General features: G+C 42.9%; 14 protein-coding genes. 3 read left to right on the plus strand and 11 right to left on the minus strand.

Going from position 1 to position 22,027, the window contains the following annotated elements; translation table 11 throughout:
- The first annotated feature begins 14 nt into the window (after positions 1-14).
- From tkt to ABK01_RS07565, 3 genes are all read left to right on the plus strand, one after another.
- On the plus strand, positions 15-2,000 hold the full coding sequence (gene tkt / locus ABK01_RS07555; RefSeq protein WP_253675200.1) for a transketolase: 1,986 nt from the start codon (positions 15-17) through the stop codon (positions 1,998-2,000).
- Positions 2,001-2,024: 24 nt separating this feature from the next.
- Positions 2,025-2,792: a hypothetical protein gene (locus ABK01_RS07560; protein WP_253675202.1), complete on the plus strand. Its 768-nt coding sequence runs from the start codon at positions 2,025-2,027 to the stop codon at positions 2,790-2,792.
- Between the two features lie 120 nt (positions 2,793-2,912).
- The gene (locus tag ABK01_RS07565; RefSeq protein ID WP_253675203.1) at positions 2,913-5,201 is read left to right on the plus strand and encodes a methyl-accepting chemotaxis protein; all 2,289 of its coding nucleotides are present in this window, start codon (positions 2,913-2,915) and stop codon (positions 5,199-5,201) included.
- 503 nt (positions 5,202-5,704) lie between these two features.
- Here the strand turns inward: ABK01_RS07565 and ABK01_RS07570 are convergent.
- From ABK01_RS07570 to ABK01_RS07615, 11 genes are all read right to left on the minus strand, one after another.
- Entirely contained in the window at positions 5,705-7,291 is a 1,587-nt protein-coding gene (locus ABK01_RS07570; RefSeq protein ID WP_253675205.1) for a hypothetical protein, read from the minus strand.
- Between the two features lie 91 nt (positions 7,292-7,382).
- The gene (locus ABK01_RS07575; protein ID WP_206181821.1) at positions 7,383-7,898 is read right to left on the minus strand and encodes a hypothetical protein; all 516 of its coding nucleotides are present in this window, start codon (positions 7,896-7,898) and stop codon (positions 7,383-7,385) included.
- A 280-nt stretch (positions 7,899-8,178) separates the two neighbouring features.
- Positions 8,179-8,304, minus strand: a complete 126-nt coding sequence (locus ABK01_RS11710) for a hypothetical protein (protein WP_256481829.1) — start codon at positions 8,302-8,304, stop codon at positions 8,179-8,181.
- Positions 8,305-8,759: 455 nt separating this feature from the next.
- Positions 8,760-9,545: an outer membrane lipoprotein-sorting protein gene (locus ABK01_RS07580; protein ID WP_253675206.1), complete on the minus strand. Its 786-nt coding sequence runs from the start codon at positions 9,543-9,545 to the stop codon at positions 8,760-8,762.
- A 92-nt stretch (positions 9,546-9,637) separates the two neighbouring features.
- The gene (locus tag ABK01_RS07585; protein ID WP_253675207.1) at positions 9,638-12,031 is read right to left on the minus strand and encodes an efflux RND transporter permease subunit; all 2,394 of its coding nucleotides are present in this window, start codon (positions 12,029-12,031) and stop codon (positions 9,638-9,640) included.
- 189 nt (positions 12,032-12,220) lie between these two features.
- Positions 12,221-12,853 carry a TetR/AcrR family transcriptional regulator gene (locus tag ABK01_RS07590; RefSeq protein WP_253675208.1) on the minus strand — a complete coding sequence of 211 codons (633 nt, stop codon included), beginning with the start codon at positions 12,851-12,853 and terminating at the stop codon, positions 12,221-12,223.
- A gap of 51 nt (positions 12,854-12,904) precedes the next feature.
- Positions 12,905-15,217: a hypothetical protein gene (locus ABK01_RS07595; protein WP_253675210.1), complete on the minus strand. Its 2,313-nt coding sequence runs from the start codon at positions 15,215-15,217 to the stop codon at positions 12,905-12,907.
- The gene (locus ABK01_RS07600; protein WP_253675211.1) at positions 15,201-15,872 is read right to left on the minus strand and encodes a CpXC domain-containing protein; all 672 of its coding nucleotides are present in this window, start codon (positions 15,870-15,872) and stop codon (positions 15,201-15,203) included. Before ABK01_RS07600 ends, ABK01_RS07595 begins: the two co-directional genes overlap by 17 nt.
- A gap of 58 nt (positions 15,873-15,930) precedes the next feature.
- Positions 15,931-17,283, minus strand: a complete 1,353-nt coding sequence (locus ABK01_RS07605; RefSeq protein ID WP_253675212.1) for a site-2 protease family protein — start codon at positions 17,281-17,283, stop codon at positions 15,931-15,933.
- A gap of 457 nt (positions 17,284-17,740) precedes the next feature.
- Positions 17,741-20,047, minus strand: a complete 2,307-nt coding sequence (locus ABK01_RS07610) for a DUF262 domain-containing protein (RefSeq protein ID WP_212564720.1) — start codon at positions 20,045-20,047, stop codon at positions 17,741-17,743.
- On the minus strand, positions 20,031-21,662 hold the full coding sequence (locus ABK01_RS07615; RefSeq protein WP_253676599.1) for a DUF262 domain-containing protein: 1,632 nt from the start codon (positions 21,660-21,662) through the stop codon (positions 20,031-20,033). The genes ABK01_RS07610 and ABK01_RS07615 overlap by 17 nt, the downstream gene beginning before the upstream one ends.
- Between the last annotated feature and the right edge of the window lie 365 nt (positions 21,663-22,027).

Genomic DNA, 22,027 nt, shown 5'->3' on the forward strand with positions numbered 1-22,027 from the left:
ATATTGGAGGAACTATGAATAAAGAACTTGACGCCGTAGCGCTTTCGATACGGAGCCTTTCAATCGATGCAATCGAAAAAGCCAATTCCGGCCATCCCGGGCTTCCGCTCGGGGCCGCCGAACTCGCAGCGATGCTGTACGCAAAAATTTTACGGCATAATCCGAAAAATCCCCAATGGGTAGACCGCGACCGGTTCATCTTGTCGGCGGGGCACGGGTCTATGCTCCTGTATGCCGCGCTGCATCTTGCCGGTTACGATCTTTCGCTCGACGATATCCGCTCATTCCGGCAGATCGGTTCCCGCTGTGCAGGGCATCCCGAATACGGACTGACACCCGGCGTCGAAGCCACCACCGGGCCGCTCGGTCAGGGCATTTCTACCGCAGTCGGGATGGCGATCGCCGAAGCGATGCTTGCAGCGCGGTTCAACACCGAAGAGTACCGCATTGTCGATCACTACACTTACGCGCTGGTGGGAGAAGGCTGTTTAATGGAAGGCGTTTCTTCCGAAGCATCGAGCCTTGCCGGTACGCTGAAACTCGGTAAGCTCATCGTGTACTATGATAAAAACAATATTACGATAGACGGTTCAACCGATATTGCCTTTACCGAAGATGTTACAAAGCGATACGAGGCTTACGGTTGGCAGGTGCTGCACGGGTCGATGTATTCCTACAGCGATATAGAAAAACTCACTGCGGAGGCAAAAAAAGATCCACGCCCCTCGCTCATCATACTTGATTCGGTAATCGGAAAAGGAGCGCCCGCTGTCGAGGGAACCGCTGCTGCGCACGGAGCGCCGCTCGGTCAGGAGAAGCTGGCGCAGGCAAAGAAGACGCTGGGGCTTGATCCTGCAAAACAGTTCTTTGTCGCACCCGAAGCCTACCGTTATTTTGAAGAGCGGCAAAAGGAATTCGCTCAATCGGAAGCGGACTGGAATAGCCGCTTTGCCGCGTGGAGCGCCGCCTATCCCGAACGGCGTAAAGAATGGGATCGCAGCTTTGTACAAGGCGGTATCGACCAAGCAGTACTCGACGGCGTTGCCGATCCTACCTTTAAAAAAGATGAAATGATTGCGACGCGGGCAGCTTCCAAAACCGCACTAAACGCTTTTGCAAAGGCGTTCCCGAATCTCGTCGGCGGTTCGGCGGACTTGCAGGGGCCGAATGCGGTCGCCTTGCAGGATGCCCAATCGTTCACCGCAGCAACGCCGCAGGGACGGTACATCCACTTCGGTATCAGAGAATTCGCGATGGCAACGATTACCAACGGTATTCAGCTGCACGGCGGTTTCCGCGCCTTCTGCGCAACCTTTGCCGTGTTCTCCGACTATCTGCGTCCGGCGCTCCGGCTCGCGGCACTGATGCGCATCCCTTCTATTTTTGTATTGACCCACGACTCCATCTTTGTCGGCGAAGACGGCCCGACCCATCAGCCGGTGGAAACACTCGCAAGTCTCCGCGCCATTCCTAATCTATTGGTACTCCGCCCTGCCGATGCGGAAGAAACCGCCGTCGCATGGAGGATCGCGCTGGAGCAGAAAGACCGGCCGGTCTGTTTAATACTGAGCCGCCAGAATCTGCCCATACTGGAAAAAGCCGAACCTCAGTGGAAAGCTCTGATGAAAGCCGCCGGCAGCTATATCGTAAAAAATACGGACGGTACGCCCGATGTAACGATACTTGCAACCGGTTCCGAAGTCAGCCTTGCCTGCGAAGCCGCTCAGCTTGCAGCCCCGAAAAAAGTACGGGTGGTTTCCGTTCCGTCGAAAGAGCTTCTGGAAGCGCAAACATCTTCCTGTAAAGCACAGCTAGTCGGTAACAACGGCCGTGTAATAGTTGCGGAAGCCGGAGTTAAACAAGGCTGGGAAGGCTGGGTACAGTCGCCGGAGAAAGATATTTTTTCGATAGAACGTTTCGGCGAATCTGGCCCTGCGAAAAAAGTTGCGGAGCATCTCGGATTTACCGCTCAAGCGCTTGCCGCTCGTATCAAAGAATAGTGAAAATCAAGTAGGAGAAAATCTATGAAAACAATTTTAAAAACAGGCATTTTGCTTGCAGCAGCGGTAATGATTGCCGCTTGTACAACAGCACCGGCTTCATCGCAAAAAACGGGAACCGTAACGATTACCGTTCCCGAAGGCTCAACGCTATCGATTAGAATAAAAACACAAGACGGCTCAGCGGTAAGAGTACAGGGCGCCGATAAAACAGTGATTCAGGGAACGGATGCTGTTCGCGAACTCAACGAGGACAAACCGATGCAGCTACTGAAAGCTACGGGAACGACGGTCGTATTCACCGGAGACATCCGCGAACTGGATATTAAAGATAACGGCACTGTAGAAAACATCGATGTTTCCCGCTGTCCCGATATCGAAGTACTGTACTGCGCAGGCAATAAAATAGCACAGCTGCAATTATCCGCAAATAAGAACTTAAAACGGCTGCAATGTTATAATAACCGTTTAAGCAAATTGGACATTTCACAACAGAGTCAGCTTGAACTTTTGTGGTGCGGCATCAATCGATTATCGGCACTGGATGTATCAGGTTGTAAAAAACTCACACAGCTGCGGTGCTATATGAACGCAATTGAAACGGAAGCAATGGACGCTTTGCTGAAAAGCCTTCCCGCTGCAACAGAAAACAGCGCCGCAGTCCGCGAAGCACGCATTTTAGCGGTGGAAGATAAAATCAAAAACGGCAAGCCCTCTGCCGCCGCATTACAGCAAGCGAAGGCAAGTGGATGGGCTATTCTCGATAGCGGAAATACTCCGATAGAACCGTAAACGCACGCAAGGCAGCTCGACATGGATACACCGATTGATACAGCTATCTCATTTTAGCTAACGAACACATACCAAGGCTGCTCACCCTATGCAGTCTTGGTAAATTTAAAAGGAGAGAGAATGAAACATATAAAAAAATTTACAGCGCTTTTAGTCTTGAGTATATGCTTTGTGCCTGCTTTTGCCGAAACCATTCAAAATGGAATACTTGATCTCCGCCGGAACAACTTCAATGATGCGAAAAGTATCGCGATAAGCGGTAAGATGGGATTTTATAATCGTCAGTTACTTTCTTCACCGGAAGATGTACGTAACCCTACGGTATTTATCGAATGTCCTAAAGAATGGAGCACAACCGTTTTATCCGACGGAACAAAGATGTCTGCGTTCGGATACGGTACTTATACTCTGCAGATTTTATTACCGGAACGGCATCCTGAATTAGCAATACAATTTTCTTCTCCGGTTTCCGCATGGAGTCTCTATGTAAATGGAGAGCTGCAAGCACGTTCGGGACAAGTCGGGTCTTCACGAGAAACATCGATCCGCGGCGAAGCAAATATTCTCTATTATATTCCGAAAGACATAACCGAAGTATGCATGGCTATTCAAGTTTCAAACTTTTTCCATTCACGCGGAGGTATTTACCAAACCATTAAATTTTCGACAAAAGCAAAAGCCGACAGTGCCGATTTAGCATTCCTTTTTATTGAGATTTTCGTGTTCGGCTTTGGTGTCGCAATTATTCTGTATCACCTTGCGCTTTATCTATTTCAGCCTGATAATAAAAGTATCCTATGGTTCGTGTTCTTTAGTATTCTCGTCGTTCTCCGCAATATGGTAAAGGGACCTGTTTTTAGAATCCTTTTTTCTTCTTTATCGTGGAACATCGATACTAAAATCGACTACCTGACCTTTGCATTACTCGGTTTTTCCGTAGTCGGTTATTTTGCTGCGCTCTATCCTAAAGATACTCATAAAATTATCAACCGTATTATTATGATCGAGGCATTGGCATACACTGCTTTTATTTGTGTAACGCCGTCTTATATCTACGGAAAGCTCATACAAGTTCATCAATTGGTGATTGTTATGATTATCGTTTATGTCATTTATTTGATCATCAAGCTGCTCATACGTAAACGGGAAGGTGCAATATTTATTGTTATCGGCATTCTCATTCTGACGATTTTCACATTAAACGATTTGTTTTACAGTATGATGATTGTATCGACAGGAAATTTACTACCGTTCGGTTTTTCCGCATTTTTATTAGCGCAGGCATTCGGTTTTGCATGGAAAACACACACTTACAACCGTCAAAGTGAGGAGATAAAAATACAGCTGTCGGCTTCCGACAAACAGAAAACGCTTTTATTTAATGAAATTAGACACACCAGCGATAAACTACAACAACAAGGAACAGTTCTGTCACAAAACATGGATGGAGCAGAACAGGCAATGCAGGCATTATCGATTCAAGTGCAAACATTAAAATCTGAAATGTCCGAACAAAGTAATCAGCTTCGCAGTACACAAAATGCAACCGACAGCTTTAACGCTTTCTTGAATACGATGCGGCAAGGAATTGAACGGCAATCGGATGCGGCAGAAGAAACGGTAACGCAGATTAAACAGTTGAACGATGCTACTAACGGACTAACAGAAAAATTCAACGAAATAAATCATAACTTTTCTTACATCCGTGAAGCAAGCGATGCAGGTAAACATCATTTAATAACGGTTACAGATATTATCAATGCGATTTATGAAAGCTCTGAAAGCCTACTGGAAACAAACCAAATTATTACCGCTATCGCAGAGCAAACGAATTTATTGGCTATGAATGCGGCAATAGAATCTGCCCATGCCGGAGAAGCGGGAAAAGGATTTGCAGTCGTTGCCGATGAGATACGAAAACTTGCAGAAAACTCTGCGTATGAAGCTGATAATACCGGTAAGATTTTAAAGCATATCAATAAAAGCATTAAAGACTCTGCAGAAGCTTCGGATGTATTGCGAAAAAGCTTTGACAATATCAATACGCAGGTCAATAATTTCCAGACGATACTAGGAGATATTTCATCCTTCTTAAAAGACGTCGATATACAGGCAGAAAAAATGAACAGCGCTATGCAATCGCTGGCTGATCAATCCGTTGATGTACAAGAGGAACAAACCGAGGTATCTGAACTAAGAAACAAAATCAATGAAAGTTTTACCAGTTTATTGCAAGCAACCGAAAAAGTACATACGGAAATAGCGGCTATGTTCACAAATATCAAAAGCTTAAATGATGCAGTTCAGACAACACGCGGAGTAGAAGCCGAAACGAGCGAATCGATCGGTACGCTCAATGCACTGATTACGCACACTGATCATCTGCAAAACATAAAAACGAATGAATAAATAGCCGAAACGAATAAAGGCATCTCTTAAAACTATACCTGAGTTTCTAGAGATGCCCATGTTCTACCACGTAAACGTCCCTTAAAATTGAACAACTGAACAAAGTGTCAATTTTGGAAGTTGTTCAATTAGTGCGCGATAGCGCACATATAATCTACGATGTTTGCCGAATGGCAAACTCGCAGTGTTTTTCAGCCGCGCTATTTCAGCGGCTGAAAATAAACGTCCCCTTAAAATGCAACAGTTGAGAGAATATCAATTCTCGAAGACTGTTGCATTCGTGCGCGGAACGCGCATACGTCAATCATCGAGTTTGCGGTTAGCAAACTCGCAGTGTTTTTCAGCCGCGCCATTTTAGTGGCTGAAAATAAACGTCCCCTTAAAATGCAACAGTTGAGAGAATATCAATTCTCGAAGACTGTTGCATTCGTGCGCGGAACGCGCATATGTCAATCATCGAGTTTGCGGTTAGCAAACTCGCAGTGTTTTTCAGCCGCGCCATTTTAGTGGCTGAAAATAAACGTGCCTTTCAGCCACACAGCGCTTATTTTGTGTAAGGCTGCAAAGTCGCCCTTGCCGTCATAGCCTTTGGTGTACACATCCCCGCCGAGTGCAAAATTGATATTATCGGTGAGGGCATAGCTAACCGAATAGGTGCTGGATGTGCTGCCGTAGTTTATATCGATAACGCCGCTTGCCGAAAGTTTCAGCGTATCGCGTAAAAATGTTTTACTTACATTGAGGCTGACAAAGCCCTTGTGCATCGGACGCTCTATATCGTCTTTATGATTGAGAATAAGGTCTTCAAAATACTGAGCGCTCAGCGTCCACGAACTCTTGATCCAGTCAATACCTGCAAGCATCAGCAGTTGGTGTTTTTTAACCGGAGCATTAAAAATTATCGGAACATCAGCACCGGAAGTTTTGTCCATAAGTTGTGCAATCGGCAAAGATGACAGCATCTCTTTTGGTTCAAAGTATCGTTCGCCTACCCACGCAGTTTCCAACCTGATTGTTACATCGCCTGCAGGAATCGCCGCATCTATGCCTGCCATCCCGATACGATAATACTCTTCATTTAAATTGGTGTGCAGTTCTTTCGGTACGTATGGATTTAAAAGTGGATGATGTGTACCGGCTGGATTAAACAAACCCTTTTTTGCATACCCGCTTTTTACATAACGAGGATTTTTATCCCAGCCGTAAAAGCCGGAAACGGAAAAATCGATGCCGGGTAAAAAGAACGAAAAACGAGCGGCAGCTTCGGTGTCGGTAAACATCTTTGGTTTTGTTCCCGTCTTTGTGTACTTAACCGGAATAGAACCAATCGCCGTCTTATAGGTATCCGGCGTGTCGATATAGTAGAGGCCGTTCTTTGCACCGTCTTCAAAGCCGAAGCGCGGCAGTTTATTCGGTGTAAAAAACGGTACGGCAACCGCTTCAAACGTAAACAGATCGTGGAAAAAACGCAGGCGGATACTATCAGACGGAAGCCGCGCATCATCACCGCTAAAGGCGATAAACTCCGAGCTGTCCCGCGCGCTTAATACATCAGTGAGCTTAAACCCATCCGCCTGTCCCCACGCAATAACCTGCCGCCCGACACTGATATCCCATATCTCACTCGAATAACGGTAATACGCTTCGTTCAGCCGGAAGCCGGTGCGCGCAGGGTTGCGGTAATTGTATTCGGCAGCAGCGGAAATAACTGCATAAGAAGAACCGGCGGAGACCTCGCCTTTCATCTGTGCAATAGAACGGGACGCTCCGTATTCGAGATTTTTTTTAGCGTCGTTCCAACGGACGCCGTGCAGCGTTTCAATTTTACCGCTTACCGTAAAGATCGGTTTTGCGCCGTCATCTTCCGATTCATCGGAAAATTCGTCATCTGTTGAATTGCCGACTATGGCATCGGCGGTTGGTGATTCAGAGCCAGTACCGGGAGACGAATCCGCTGCTTGAGCTGTTCCTGCCTTTCCGTCTATGACTGCTGCCTCCTGCGCACTGCACGGAAACAGTACTGCAAAAAACAGTAAACAAATAATAGCTCCTGACAAAAATGCTTGTCCGTATTTCCGTATTGTGTTCATATCGTCATTACTCCTTCTTTTCGATAGCAGTATCCTATTAATTTACCGGTTGTCCGTATTTCCGCTTCTCAATGTACTTTCTATGTAAGCCTTAGAAAGAAAACAAAAATTGTATAAGCATTACAATACCTGTTTGAACTAAAGAAAAAAGCGGAACCGTTATAAACGGCCACAATAAAAAATGTTCCGGTATTCCGATAACCTTCATCCAATTTTTTGTTTGATAGGTTGGGTGATCTTCCGTTCCCGGAATGACAATCAGCTTAGTCCACTTTTGGAATAAAAGACAATCCAACAAGAAAAAATCGCCGAAATTCACAATAATCCAATGAATATATGCAGTCCAAAACAATGCCCTAAACGTATGAATTCCGCCATGCAATACGCTTATTACTCCATAAAGCCAGCACGCTCCCATTACTATCACCGTAAATATTTTATTTACCCGTTTTTCTTTCTTATTCATTGGCTCAGGAGCAGCTTTTTGAATCCCCTTAGGATATGAATCCATCAAATATCTCGGGTTTGCTATTACAAGAGCCGCCGCCGAACCGTTAAATATGGCTGCCATCGCTATACCATCCAATACTGCCCTGATTATATCCATCTAAATCATTCCCTCTGTTTTTACCTCACCAGCAGCATATAGAAAACAACCCTTTCGAAAAGTTCTCTTCCGCTAGCCTTTTGAAATAGCCTGTTGAACAGTGTACTTCCGTGTACACTGTTCAACGACGAGTTTGCACTGCAAACTCGCTACTGCCTCACACCACGGACATCCGTGTCCGTTCTGAAACTACAAGGCGCGAGCACAAATTAACCGCAGGCACGGTAAAAAATGTACATCCCTGTACATTTTTTACCTACGTGTTTGCAAGGCAAACACGTTACTGATTAGAACCACCGCCATCCTCGCCCAAAAACGTACATCCGTGTACATTTTTGAGCTGCAAGTTTGCAAGCAAACTTGTTACTGCATAGAACCAGCGGCGTCCGTGCCGCTTCTGATACATTGAACATTTTCAGTAGCAGCATATAAAAAATAACCCTTTCCGTAAGCCTTTTGAAAATAGACGGTGTAGATCCGAGGCGCGAGAAAAAATTAACCGCAGGCACGGTAAAAAATGTACATCCCTGTACATTTTTTACCTACGTGTTTGCAAGGCAAACACGCTACTGATTAGAACCACCGCCATCCTCGCCCAAAAACGTACATCCGTGTACATTTTTGAGCTGCAAGTTTGCAAGCAAACTTGTTACTGCATAGAACCAGCGGCGTCCGTGCCGCTTCTGATACGTTGAGGATTGTCAGTAGCGGCATATAGAAAAGCCCCCTTCCGTCAGCCTTTTGAAATAGGCGGTGCAGATGCTAGGAGCGTACAAAAAACACCCGCAGGCGTACTTTTTGTACGTCGAGGACTGTTTTTTGTTAAGCGACAACGCAGATGCCCCGCATATTTCAAAAGGATTACCTGATTTTGCCTTCTTCTAATGAATTCACCCTAAAATACGAATCGGGGATGTTTTTGTTGAACTCGTGCTTGAGCGTTTCGATAACGGTTGTGTGCTTTTTTTGCAGGTTGTTCATTTCCATTTTGCCGGCAGTCCAAAAGCCGTCTTTTTTTTCTATACCGCTTACCGTAAGCACTTTCAGCAGTGTTCCTTGTTCGTCATAAAATTCCGCCTTTACCTGCACCAGCGATTCCTTATCAATCCACGAAACATACTTTGAATACATCGATTTTTTCACCGGAACCGATTCAATTTTCCAGCAGTTTTTCCCGTCAATTGTCTCTTCTGCAAGCAGCGTATATGTGTAGTCGTCGATCTTGTGCCCGCTTATATCATCGTAGGTAAAATCGGTACCCATAAAATAGTCCTGGCTTGAAGAGCCGGAAATGCGCTTCGCCTTTTTAAGCGCAGGCATATAGAGCCAACGGTCATCGCTTTTTGACACATCATCATACGAGAAAGAAAGATAGCCGACTCCTTTCACATCGGCAGGCAGCATAAACACCATCACTGTTTTTTTCTCGCTGCCGTAATCCTTTGAATACGCTATAACTTGGCGGACACGCTTTTTACCGCCGGAATTGATCAGCGTCATCCGCATCGTAAACGAATCTGTTGTCGCTTTTTCACGCTTATCAACTTTTTGCATAATCTCTTTACCCGTCAACTCTTGTGCAAAAGCAAAGCTTACGGCCATCGCTGCAAATACAGTCAACGCAATTACGTGTTTTATAATTTTCATATATGCTCCTCTTTTAATTGGTAATTTGTAATGCGTATTTGGTAATTACTGCTGCACGTAAATCGCTTTAATTACCAATTATCAATTACGCATTACCCATTAGCTTCCTCTTTTCCAAACGGTTTGCTGATGTAGATCAGAACCGGTGTCATAAAATAATCGGCAGCGAGTGCGGATAACAGTCCAACGGCAGCCAATACACCGAGACGCAAAAACGCATCGATCTTACATATCAGATACACTAAGAACGTAGCCGATAAAATAATCGTTGTCATTGCAAGCGTTTTTCCGATGGAATAGAACGTCCCGAAGATTGCGTGTTCGTAAGATTTTTCTTTTTCAAAAAGATACTTGGTATGATTAGTAAAATGAATGGTATCATCAACGGCAATACCGAGAATCATCGGCATAATTGCCATCGTCACAAGATCCAGCGAAATACCGAGATAACCCATAATCGCACCGATGACAAGAACGGGAAAGATATTCGGGATAAGCCCGATGAGTCCCATTTTCACACTGCCGAATACGAGCATCATCAAAATTGCAATCGCAACGAGCGAAGTTAAAAATGAGTACAGCTCGCCGAATACGATTTTATTGTTCAATTCCGCAAATTGCACGGCTGCTCCGAGTAAATGACAGTCCGCCTGCGGAAATAGTTCCGCACATGTTTGCTCGATAGTTTTCAGATTTGCCGCAAGCTCGTTCGCATCATACGAGGCAACATCAATCGACATACGAAGCGTACGGAACTCTTCGTCAACCCAACGCGATGTTTGCCCGCCTGAAATTTCGTACAAGAACAACAACTGTGCAAGCAAGTCTTCGTCATCGGGGATTGTGTAAAACGCAGGATCGTCGGAGTGCATCGTTTGATTCATCTCTTTGACAATATCCAAAATCGAGAATATCTTCGGCACACCGTTATTCATTTTTGTTAATCTGAACGTCCCGATGAGTGTACTCAGTTTATCGAGTTTTTTAAGCACATCGGGATTTTTGACTGCATCATCTTCATCAAAGGTGAGCATAATATTGTAACTAAAATAGGAACCGAGCTGCGACTGCGTAATTTGATAGATGCGCCTGATATACGGAATGCGCAAACCCATAAATTTAAAGTTATCCATGTTGACATCGATTTTGAACAACGCCGGAATACAAGCTGCAGTGATGAGCGTAAATGCAACGATGATCGTTTTGCGTCTTTTGATAACGGAATGTCCGAAGCGTTCAAACCATTTATCCAATTTTTGCGCACGTGCAGCTCTTTTTGTATGAGCGAGTGCCGAATCTTTACCGGCTTCAATATCTTTACCGAAGCTCATCAAAATCGGGATTAACACGCTTACATAAATATACACAGCGAATACCATCGCGGCGCTTGCGGCTCCCATCCAGCGCATGGGGCGAAGGTCGGTTGTCAAAAACGAAAGGACTGAAACAACGGTAGTAACGACGGTAAAAAAGAGCGGCCAACCGGTATTTTCAATCGAAGCGATAACAGCCTCTTTCCGTTTACCGAGTTCATAAAAGCTTGTTTTAAATGAATTGACAAGGTGAATTGAGTAACCGACCGAAAGCGCCATCGCAAGCACAATCGGAACCGACATCATCTCCGACTTTCCCGAAATATGCAAAAATCCCATAAAGCCGAGTACCGTAGTAATACCGAAGAAGGTTGCGAACAGCGGTACAATCGTTCCGCGCAGCGAGCGGGTAAATATGATGAGCAAGATAATCATACAGAGAAAACTCAAGCCCACGCTTTTTGTGGTCTCGCGCCTCATCACTACTTTTTCTTCCGTTTCGGTATAGGGAAGCCCCGCAGGTTTTATTGTGTACGCAGCACTGTGATATTTAGGGTCGGTTACAATATCGATTGCAGCATCTCCGATAACGTACATCGGCGCCTTGGTCGAAGTTTTACTCCACACTTCTTCAGGCGGCGTTGCTTTAAGCGACAGCACCAACCACGTTTCCGTAGCATCCTGCGTTACAAGCTTATTGACAATCGACTTGCGCGACAGGATAAAGTCTTTGGCTTTTTTTAATGCTTCGGGATTGTCGGGAATACCGTCCCGAAACGGATTGGTAACTTCTATCCCCTCTTCCGTACCAACGGTAATATCCGTATCGGTAATCGAGGTAATGGAATCCGCATACGGTACTTTTTCCAAAAGTTCGGCGCCGATATCTTTAATCGCTTGGAGCACCTCCAGCTTAAATACATCGTCTGATTCAAAGAGCAGCACAATCGAATCATTGCTGCCGAACAATTCCTTAAACCGCGCATCATTCTTTTTTGTGCTTTCTTTTACGGTTAAAAACTCGTCTTCATCAGCCGAGCCGACCTTAAAACTTTTTACGCCTAAAAGCCCTACAACTGTTACCGCTGCAAGCAAAGCCAAACAAAGCCAGCGGTATTTTAATTGAAATTCTGCAATCTTCTTAAAGAATAGATGCATCCCTTCAAGTTTCATAGTATGAACCTCTTATAAATGACCTGCAACACCAGTTCCGTTGTTTTGCAGATACTATGATGAAAAAACAGTAAACATTGTTTACTGTTTTAGTATAGAATTCCCTTAAAAATTGTCAATAGGTGCGATTGAATTTGCGATTTAGTTATTCTTCGGATCCGTTAAAACAATCTGAGGCCATTACCTTGATCATATTTCCGGCTGCATAATTTTATTCCAGCAGAAATACATGACATCGGTTAATATATCGATAAATCCTTGAGCTTTTTCATAAGAATATTCATGGGTTATAATCTCAAAAAACGGCGTTAAGGCAGTGCTGTAAATCAAATGAAGCTGGTCGTCGCTTAAAGGACGGATATTGATTCCATGTTTTTTAAAATCGTCGATGAATTTTTTACATGCTGCAACATCCGCCATTACAAATTCATGGCGGATATTTTCATATTTTGTTCCTGTAGCACGATTAAACAACAGCTTAAATTCGTCAAAGCGGTTATAAACAAGATTATATAAATTCCATATCGATGTGCGTATAACCTCTTTTATTGCCGTGTTATTTTCTGCCTTGAATAGATCAATCACGATTTCGGAAAAATCGGTACCGATACTTAATGTTTGCGCAATAAGTGGCTGCACCAGTGCTTCAAAGATTGCAGCCTTTGACGGAAAGTGTTTATACAAAGCGCCGGCGGTTATTCCTGTCATTGCCGCAATTGAGCGCATCGACGCTTTTCCAAAGCCTTTTCGCAAAAATTCCATTTTTGCATTTTTGAGAATTTCAGTATAAGTATTGCGCTTTTTTCTCGATTCTTTCATCACTGATAGTATAGGTTAGTATTTGCAAATTGTTAAGAGGCAACTTCCACAACCTCAATTCTTAGTCGGCGGGATATGCTGCAACAACTGCATCGTCCGGCGGTTAAACCACGAAAGGGATCCGTCATAATTCACGCTGACAATGTATGTATCCGTCATCAACGCCTTGCGGGATAACGCATAGTCCCGCGGAAGCTGCCGAATCGATCTCCGCTTTTTATCGTAATAGCTCAGTTGATTTTTCCCGAGGTTGGTGAGCACGGCGTATCCATCATCGTAGAGCGAGGCTTGTAAGTTTTCATCACCGTACGAAAGCGCCGCGGTAAAAGCGCTGCGGGCGGGATGCGCCGTATCGATTTTCATCGTCATTAAATCGGTTTGCGCCGCTTTCTCCGTTTTTAACCGAAAGCATGAAAATGTATCGGGTACCTTGTTATTTGCCTGTGCGGAAAACGCAATGTCCCCGTCCATATTAAGCGGGATGGTTTCGCTCGTTCTGATGTCAATCAGCAGGAGCGGTTGACGGATAACACCGCCCGTACTTTTGGTAATAAGCACGAATGTGTCATCAACTTGTACTGCATCTTGCAATCCGGCTGCTTGATATGTGAACAACTGTGCACCGTTTTTACCGTTCAATAGAACGAGTCCGCTAAACGCCCGCACAGCTGCGATGGTATCTTTATACACAGAAACCGAATTGAGCCGTTCCCGCGGGCGGTAGAGAATAGTCGGCGTTTGCCCTTCCTCTGCATAATACAGCGGCGCATTTTTTTCCGCTGACCAAAACAAAAAGCCGTTTCCGTATACGGTACACCGTTCGCCCGAAACGGATTGGATAACAGGCGCCGGCTTATCCGCCGGAGAAGCGGCGGCATAGAGTGTCGAACCGCTCAGCATATAGATTTTGGAATCCTTCGTGCACATATCGCTGACCTGAATTGAAGCGTCGATGTTCAGCTCCGTTAGCGAAACAGTCGCATCGCTGTTTTGTGTTAAACGGTATAGCCTACCGTCATCGGTTCCGATTACAACCGCCGCATCGACATGCCGCGCTGCCGTAATTGCTGCCGGATGCGGAAGGCTAAAAGCGGGGGATTTTTTATCACCTTGACACAAATGCCATGTTCGCCGTGCGTCCCCTTTTTCAATCCATACCGGCAGGCTATCCGTAATCTTCCCTGCAAACAGCGCCGAACGCGCGGGATAGCTTTTCAATACCTCGCCCGAAGCAGCCTTTACTACCACGACATTTCCGTTTTTATATCCGATAATCTGAGTGTAATTCTTAATCAGGCAGGGACTTTCCAATCGATCCTCAGTTTCGTACTGCGTTAGAATGGATTTTTTCGCTATATCGGCATACACAAGCCTGCCGGTTTCTCCATAAGTTACGATACTTTTTTCGCTCGGGCCGGTCGCGGCAAGCAGCACAATTCCCGGCGGACGCGGATACACTTTTTTAATCTTTCCGCTTGCATCAAGGATAGTAATGCCTTCCGTCGATGCGGTTCCGATAAAGAGATATGTCCCTTGAGCCGACCACGATAGTGAAAGAACAGAGCTGGTAAAGCGTTTTGCGTACAGCTGTTTTTTTGTTTGCCAATCCCAGAGGGAAATAGTATGAATGCTGAAACCGTCCGTTTCGTAGACGGCAATAAACGTTTTTTTTGGATGGACGGCAATGCGCTTAATCGGCAGGGTCGATACCTGCCACGTTTCGGGCTTCATCGTTCTATATGAAAAACGAGTGATAAAGCCGTCTTTTCCCGCAGCAAAAAAAGAACATGTAATGGAAGAGTCGGCAATAGCGGTAACCCCGCCTTCAAATTGATGAGAAATACGTGCCCGTTCCAGACTGTTTTTTACAGAAGGATCTTGCCCCCCTACTCCATTTTTTTGCATCGCCGTATCGGCAAGATTTTCATCAAGTGCAGATTCTGCATTGGCATCGGTATTCTCCGATACCCCCTTGCCATTCTGCTCTCCGGCAGCACTTTCTCCCGCTCCTTCCGGAACAGAATCTTCCGTGCGAGGTGATTCATCAGAAGCAGATACGGCACCGGTTGTGTCAGATTTCTCCGGCGTTTTTTTCGATGTATCCTGTGCAGCGGCGGATGATTGCTCTCCAGCATCGGTAGGATTATCTGATTGGGATTGGTGCTGTACACCCGAATCGTCATCGTTATCCAATGTATCCGTATCCGTTTGCAATTGTTCATCAGCAGCGGTTTGTTCAATCACCGATGCTGCCGGTTTGGTTGACGCAGCTGTTGAGCCGGTGTTTCCGGTGGTCTGTGCCTGTATACTTACACACACACATAAAAATAAAAACAAAAGCGAAATGCATCTAAACCACCGGCTCATGATCATCTCCTTCGGCATGAATATTCTTATAGGAAAGATAGGCGCCGAGCCATAAGGCTTGAAACACCTCTTTTTGTTTTTTCGCTTTGCGATCCGCTTCAATCGAACGATAAAGATTCAGTGGGATACGCATTACTGCAACCTCTTTTTCCCGTAATCCATGCACATGAAATTCAATCGTGTCATCATTGAGTTTTTCAAACAGAATTTGAATTTGCTTGCCCTTGATATTTTTTCCATTATCCAGCAAAAAGAATTTTACCGCTTCCACAATCTCAGGGTCTAAGCCGGAATCAAGGACGGCAATCCGATCCGCAAGTTCAGGATAACCGATAACAGGTGTTTGTCCTTTCTTCAGAAATTCAGTCTTTAATTTTTTATTATTTTCCGCATCGATTCGGACAGCGCCTGCGCAAAAAGCGAGGCATTCCATACGCTTCTTTTCGGGTACAAACAGCAATGTCGTCTTTTTTGATTTCCACACAAATTCTGTTTCAAGCTCGATATTGACTTTTGAATGGCAGGACGGACATATAAAAGACAAAAAGGAGCCTTTCTTTATATCTTCTTTGATTGCAGGGCGGGCATCAAGATCGATTGTTTTTTCATATTCCACGTCAAACGAACAGTCACATTTACAGGTAATTTTTTGCATAACTCCTCCTAAAAAAACGCTGAACTTGCTTCACAAGCGAATAGTTCTAAAGGGTATCTCACTTCATAATATATAAGATATCCGCCCAAAGTGCAAAGAAAAAAAGCACGGCGATAAAGGCAACTCCTACAAACTGTAGGTAATATAACACACGAGGCGGGATTTGCCGACGGACGATGCATTCAATAAAGGCAGTAAAAATCAATCCGCCGTCAAGAATAGGAATGGGCAAGAGGTTCATTAAAAAAAGAGACACGCATATTACCGCAACAATTTCTGCAATATTCACAAAGCCCGCCCGAGCATTCTCACTAAAGCCGTCCGCTGCAAGACCGCCAATCATCGAACTGATTCGTACCGGCCCTGCAACCGCTTCGGTCATACTCACGCCTTTAAACAAAAGACCGAGGCTTTTCAGCGTAACAACCGTCAGTTCTCCGGTTTGCACCAGCCCTTTGCGCAAACTGGCAATAAAACCGGTTCCTTCTTCATTTACAGTGATATATTCCCAATTCAAACCGAGATCGACGCTGCCGTTTTCCGTGCGGACAAGGTTTACCGGTAGCTCAATCCGCTCACCGGCACGGATAAGCTCAAAGAGCGCGGTCTTTTGCGTATAGTCGCAGAAAAAGTATATCAGCGCCATCTGGTTATCGAGCGCTGTGCCGTCAATACCGGTAATACGGTCGCCTATTTTTATTCCTGCTAAATCGGCAGCGGAATCTTTCCGCACGGATGCAACTTCGAGCGGCACATAACGGTAAATACCGACCTGCCCCGCACCGGTCTTTTTATTCAAATCAGGGCGTATCGTTATGCTAAGCTGCTCGCCACCCCGTTCAATCAGCATTGTAAGCGATTCTTCCGGATGCAGTGCGATAATCTGCTGAATATCGGCGAAGTTCGCGGTCTTTTCATCATTAATTTTAAGAATACGATCGCCTATTTGTAAACCGGCTGTCCGCGCAGGCGATTGGTCGCTCGAATCGAGACAGTATACCGGCACGATGCGGTTATCAGTGGTATAGTATGTCCTGCCAATCCCGCTTATCATGGCAAGCGCAACGGCGGCAAGCAAGAGGTTGGCAAAGGGTCCCGCAAATGCTATCAGTATCCGCTTAAAGGGATGTGCGGCAAACAAGCTCCCCTCTTCCTTGGGGACAGTCGATAGTTTTTTTTCATAAGCCTCTCTAAATGCGTGTTCGCCTTTCATGCCGCAGTAGCCGCCGAGGGGAATCGCCGATAGCCGGTAGTCGGTTGTACCGAATTTTTTATGCAGCAGTACCGGTCCCCAGCCGATGGAAAAGCTTTCTACCGACACTCCGCAGAGCTTAGCAGCGATGAAGTGCCCCAGCTCATGGATAAATACAACAATACCGAGTACCGGCAATCCGATCAAAAATTTTATCATCTATATAATCCTTCGCAGGGTAACCGCATCAGGTTATTTTTTTACACCCCGCAGCATCACAGGGATTGTTCGACCAGAGTTTCGCCGCTTTGCGGCTCAAATGGTCGCCCAATCCCTGTGCTGCTGCGGTATTTGAACTGCACACCTGATGCGGTTATCCTTCTTTTCTAAAAATAAACTGCGTGAAATTTTAGATAAAATTTCACGCAAAAGATACGTCCATTACAGTCCTTTGCTTAGCGATATCATCGGTGATAGTCAACTCGTCAAATTCTTGTTCAATATATTTGCTCCCGTCTTTCCTTTATTATTATAGCAAAAAAAGAGATGGGGACAAGCTAGATATTCTTAACATACATCCTTAAAGCAATTTTTACCACCTCTATCATATACTGGTAAGTTTTGCGGAGCGAAACATTCTTTGAACCGCTGAAAATAGTAACTTATATAACCGCTGTCAGTGTGATACGGCTGTTATTATTTCTTTTATTTTCTGATAAGCATCTTCTTTATCTAAATGGGATAATCGATACCGTTTTTCTTTTTTTAAATATTCCATACTCAACCGCACGGCGAGCTCTTCAAATTCAGATTTCGTTTGATTTTGATTATTTCCATTGCGTAGGTTAATTTCATACAATTCTGTCTTCTCCAATAAACAATCGATAACGCAAGAATTATCTTCTTTTGAAAATACGCAGCAATTTCCATCATTATATTCAGCATAAAACCATATTTTCCAATGTATACTATTAATCGTAAATCGGTAATGTTTTTTACTTTTATCATCACTATATTTTGCCAGATTTTGCGTTAAAAATTGCGATTGTTCAGGTGGAATAAGTTCTAAATAAAAGATATATAGTTCCAAATCAATAAAGGTGGTAGCTCTTGTTTTCGGAACTAATATCCAGTTATCTTTTTTATCATCCCATTGTATATTCTTTTTCTTACAATAGGCTAAAATTTCAGGATATTTCAAGAATTTATCTAAATCATAATCTAATTTACGCTTTCCACCTTTTATATCATCGATACATTTGGTAATCATATCTTTTTCTGCATTCTGTATATTGGATTTATCTTTCAGTATATCAAGAAAAGATTGAAAACCTTTATTATTCTCATAAATCAGCGTTTTCCAATCCTTATACTCCCAACAAAAAGAATAATTTGTATTTCCTCTAAATATCTTAGGATAATTATCCGACGGTAGAATAGTCAGTAACGCTCTTCTGGTGATATCGAGCTTCCGATCCTTATGGCCATTATAAAATATCTGCCTAACGGTTTTATCGTATTCATCAAAACGTGCTACATCAAAGGTGCTGCTATCGAGTACCCCATCTCTACAGCTCCATTGCAATAGCGGCTTTATTTCACCCTTCCATAGATGATGATCTTCTGCTGCCCAAAATCGCTTTTCATAGTTTTGTCTTTCTTTTCCTCCGGTTTTATACAAAGCTAATTTAAATGCTTCTTCATCGGTTAATAAGGTTTTTGAAATTTTATCTTTAAATTCCAATAGAGATGTTATCTCAGCATTCGGCAACTTCTTTATAATGCTGAGAGCTTCAGGTAATTGTTCGGAAATAGCCTTGCTTACGTTCTCCACGCGCGAAAGATTAAAGAAAAACCGTATTACCCGTCTAATATTTTCTATATTCGATTGACCAAACCGAGAGATATATTCAATTACCGGTAAAATCTTAAATAATATAATCTGATCGTTTTGCTCCTGCGGCGCTAGGTATGAGTCAAATTTATCAATGAGTTCTTTATCGAAAAGAAACGTAATAATAGAAAAATACTTTTTCACCGTTTTAAGATCAAGCTTTCTCAGTTCGGTACTCGGCATAGAGTCGACCATATTTTGGAAAGCTGTTTTATTATCGTTTATTATATCAAATTGCAATAATACAACCCATCTAAAAAACTCCTTTAAGCCGATATCTGCAGTATCATTTTCATCTCGATTTTGCCAAAAAAAGTCTTCCCATTGTTCCCAGTCTTTGCTAGCAGATTTTTGTTTTTCGTCATCCGTAATCTTTGATAACATAAGGGGTTTTAGATTTTCAGTTTCGGTAAGCGGTTCACCGGTGGTATTAATAATCACGAAGGTTTCTTCGCCGTTTCTACGATTTTCCATATCATAATACAGAAAAAATATCTTATCTATTAGAAACTCTCCGAAAGCCTTATAGTTATCTTTTATAGTTTGAGACGTTAACCGTTTATCAATGATATCTAAGGCTTTCAGCATACTTTGTATACTAGGATCCACATCATAGTCTTTAAAATACCACGGCTGTTTTCGTATATCTTCAACATTCAGGGTTGTATTATCCCCGGCAAAAAAATTACCGGCAAGATCGAATAAAAAATAGAGCGTATTTTCCCGTATTGCATATTGTAAACGAGGCTCTTTGTTATCAGTAATATACTGCTCAAAAGAATTTTCCGTTCGCTTATTGAGCAGACCGAGTAATAAAAAAAGCGTTGTAAGACGCTGTTGTCCATCGCATAATTGCAGATAATGGGACGGCTCCTCGTATCCATATATGAGCCCCATAGTGATATGCTGATTTTTATCTTTTACAAAGAGTTCAATAAGGTTATCCGTAAAGTTTTCTACAAGACCGGCTTTGTCTCCCCAGCAATAATCACGTTGTAAATCGGGAATAATTATCTTATTCTCACCATTGAATATATCCCCTAAGCAATATTCTTTCCCTGTCTGAAAGGTTTTATTTTGTGTAACCATAATACTTTTTTATCTCCGCTATTATTTTCTCTTTATTCTGCTCTATTTCTTTATTTCCCCAACAGCTTCCTGCAAATACGGACATAGTATGCAGTAAATGACGGCTTTTAAAATTTTCAGAAAAATCAAAATACATTCGTTTTTTATCTTCAAAACTCTTGTTGCCGAATGCAGAATTCTCATTTTTGTAAAGCAGGACAAGATTTCCGATACAATGTTCATTTTTTCCGGATGCTTTTGATTGTGGTAAAATATGCTCTAATGATTTCTTTCCGTTATCCCAACAGGAAAAATCAAAAGCTCTGCCGAGTTTCGTATCTTCTTCAATATTTAATCTAAAAAGTTGCAAATACGCATATTGTTTATAATCATTATTATTGTATAAATCATTATCAGAAACTGCGTTAATTAAATCCTTTACATCATTCTCAATGATCGGTTCGTCATCTTCAGCATTTTTTTCAGCTGCTAATGCTTTTTTGATATCATTATAGGTAAGACTTAAAAATACATATTTATACCATTTTTCCAATTCATCTTGTGTAATATGATCGGAAAAATAATCGACAAGAAAGTTTATTCGATGCTTCTTGTTAAATATTTTTATTATTGCGCCGATTTTATTATGCAACTCCACCGTGTTGCCAGTGCTGTTATATACATCTTCGAATTTCTTTTGTAACCGGCGTAAATCATAAAAAAGATCATGCGCTTTTTGAGCTGAATTTTCTTTTAAAAAGAGACTTCTAAATTCTGCAAAAGAATAATCTGCATTTTTTTCTTTGTGTATTTCATAATATGTTGTTAATAAAAGACCGAGCGTGTTATTTGATTGCTCTTTCATGCCGTAAAACTCTTTTACGCTATTATTATTCCACCAATAGAGCCATCTATCCCACTCCCGTGCATATTTTCCGCGCAATAAGACTTGTTCCCATCGTTTTGCTGAATCTTCATCACTATTGCTATCTAACGATACTAAACGTAATAATTCGGCTTTTATGAGTTCCTCCGGTGTCATCACCGCTTTATTGCCGTTCATCATGGAGAAAACGGTTATCGCTTTATCGTCCGGTATAGATATGCATAAAAACTTTATGTTTTCATACAAAAATACTGCTAAATCGTGCAACTCATTAGGAGTTTTCTTTTTTAAAACTTCATGTATTATCCGTATTGTTTTCTTAAAATAATATATATCTTGATGTTTTTCGGTTTCATCTTTTTTTGCTTGTTTTACCAATTCTTCACGTGACTGTTGAGCAACTTCTGCAATATTTTGAAGAAATGAATCGGATTCTTTACGGATTTCATATTTTATTTTGAATATACGGTCTGAACCAAGATAGCGTAACAGGAGATAAAAAAAGGTTGTGCGCTGTTGTCCATCTATTAATATCACTTCATTATTTTTAGGTTTAGTAGTAATAATACCTTGCAAAAATAGCTCTCGCTTCTTTTCAAAAGCTGCTATAATACTGTCAATCATGTATGCTGCCGAATCTTTCTTAGAATCACGTTTTTTACCCCATATATATCCGCGTTGATAATAAGGAATAATGAAAGTAGAAGTTAGACTTAAATACTCGTTTAATGACTTTATTGAATTTTCCATATCCACACCTATCTTTATCCTACCACACTGCTATTCCATTTTCAACACACTACCGAAATTATCCTCGGTGTAACAAATAGAGACGATCTCACTGGAAATCTTATAATGCAAGCGAAGAACGCTCCGACAATTCTGATTTTGAAGCAGGCTGGAACATCATTTTAGAAACGATAAAAATACTCAAACCGAATACTGTTGTTTCATTGGGTGAAAGGCTTTTGATGTATTAAGGAATTTAGAACACGAGGGGATTACCGTTAAAAAAGAAAAATGGGGAAATGATAAAATCAACAATGCTTATCCTCGCTATTTCCGCATAGAGTTTGACGGGCGCCCTATCGACACTATTTTTCTCCGGCATATGC

Origin of the sequence: Treponema sp. OMZ 305, assembly GCF_024181325.1 — a bacterium.
In the GTDB taxonomy this organism is placed as follows: Bacteria; Spirochaetota; Spirochaetia; order Treponematales; family Treponemataceae; genus Treponema.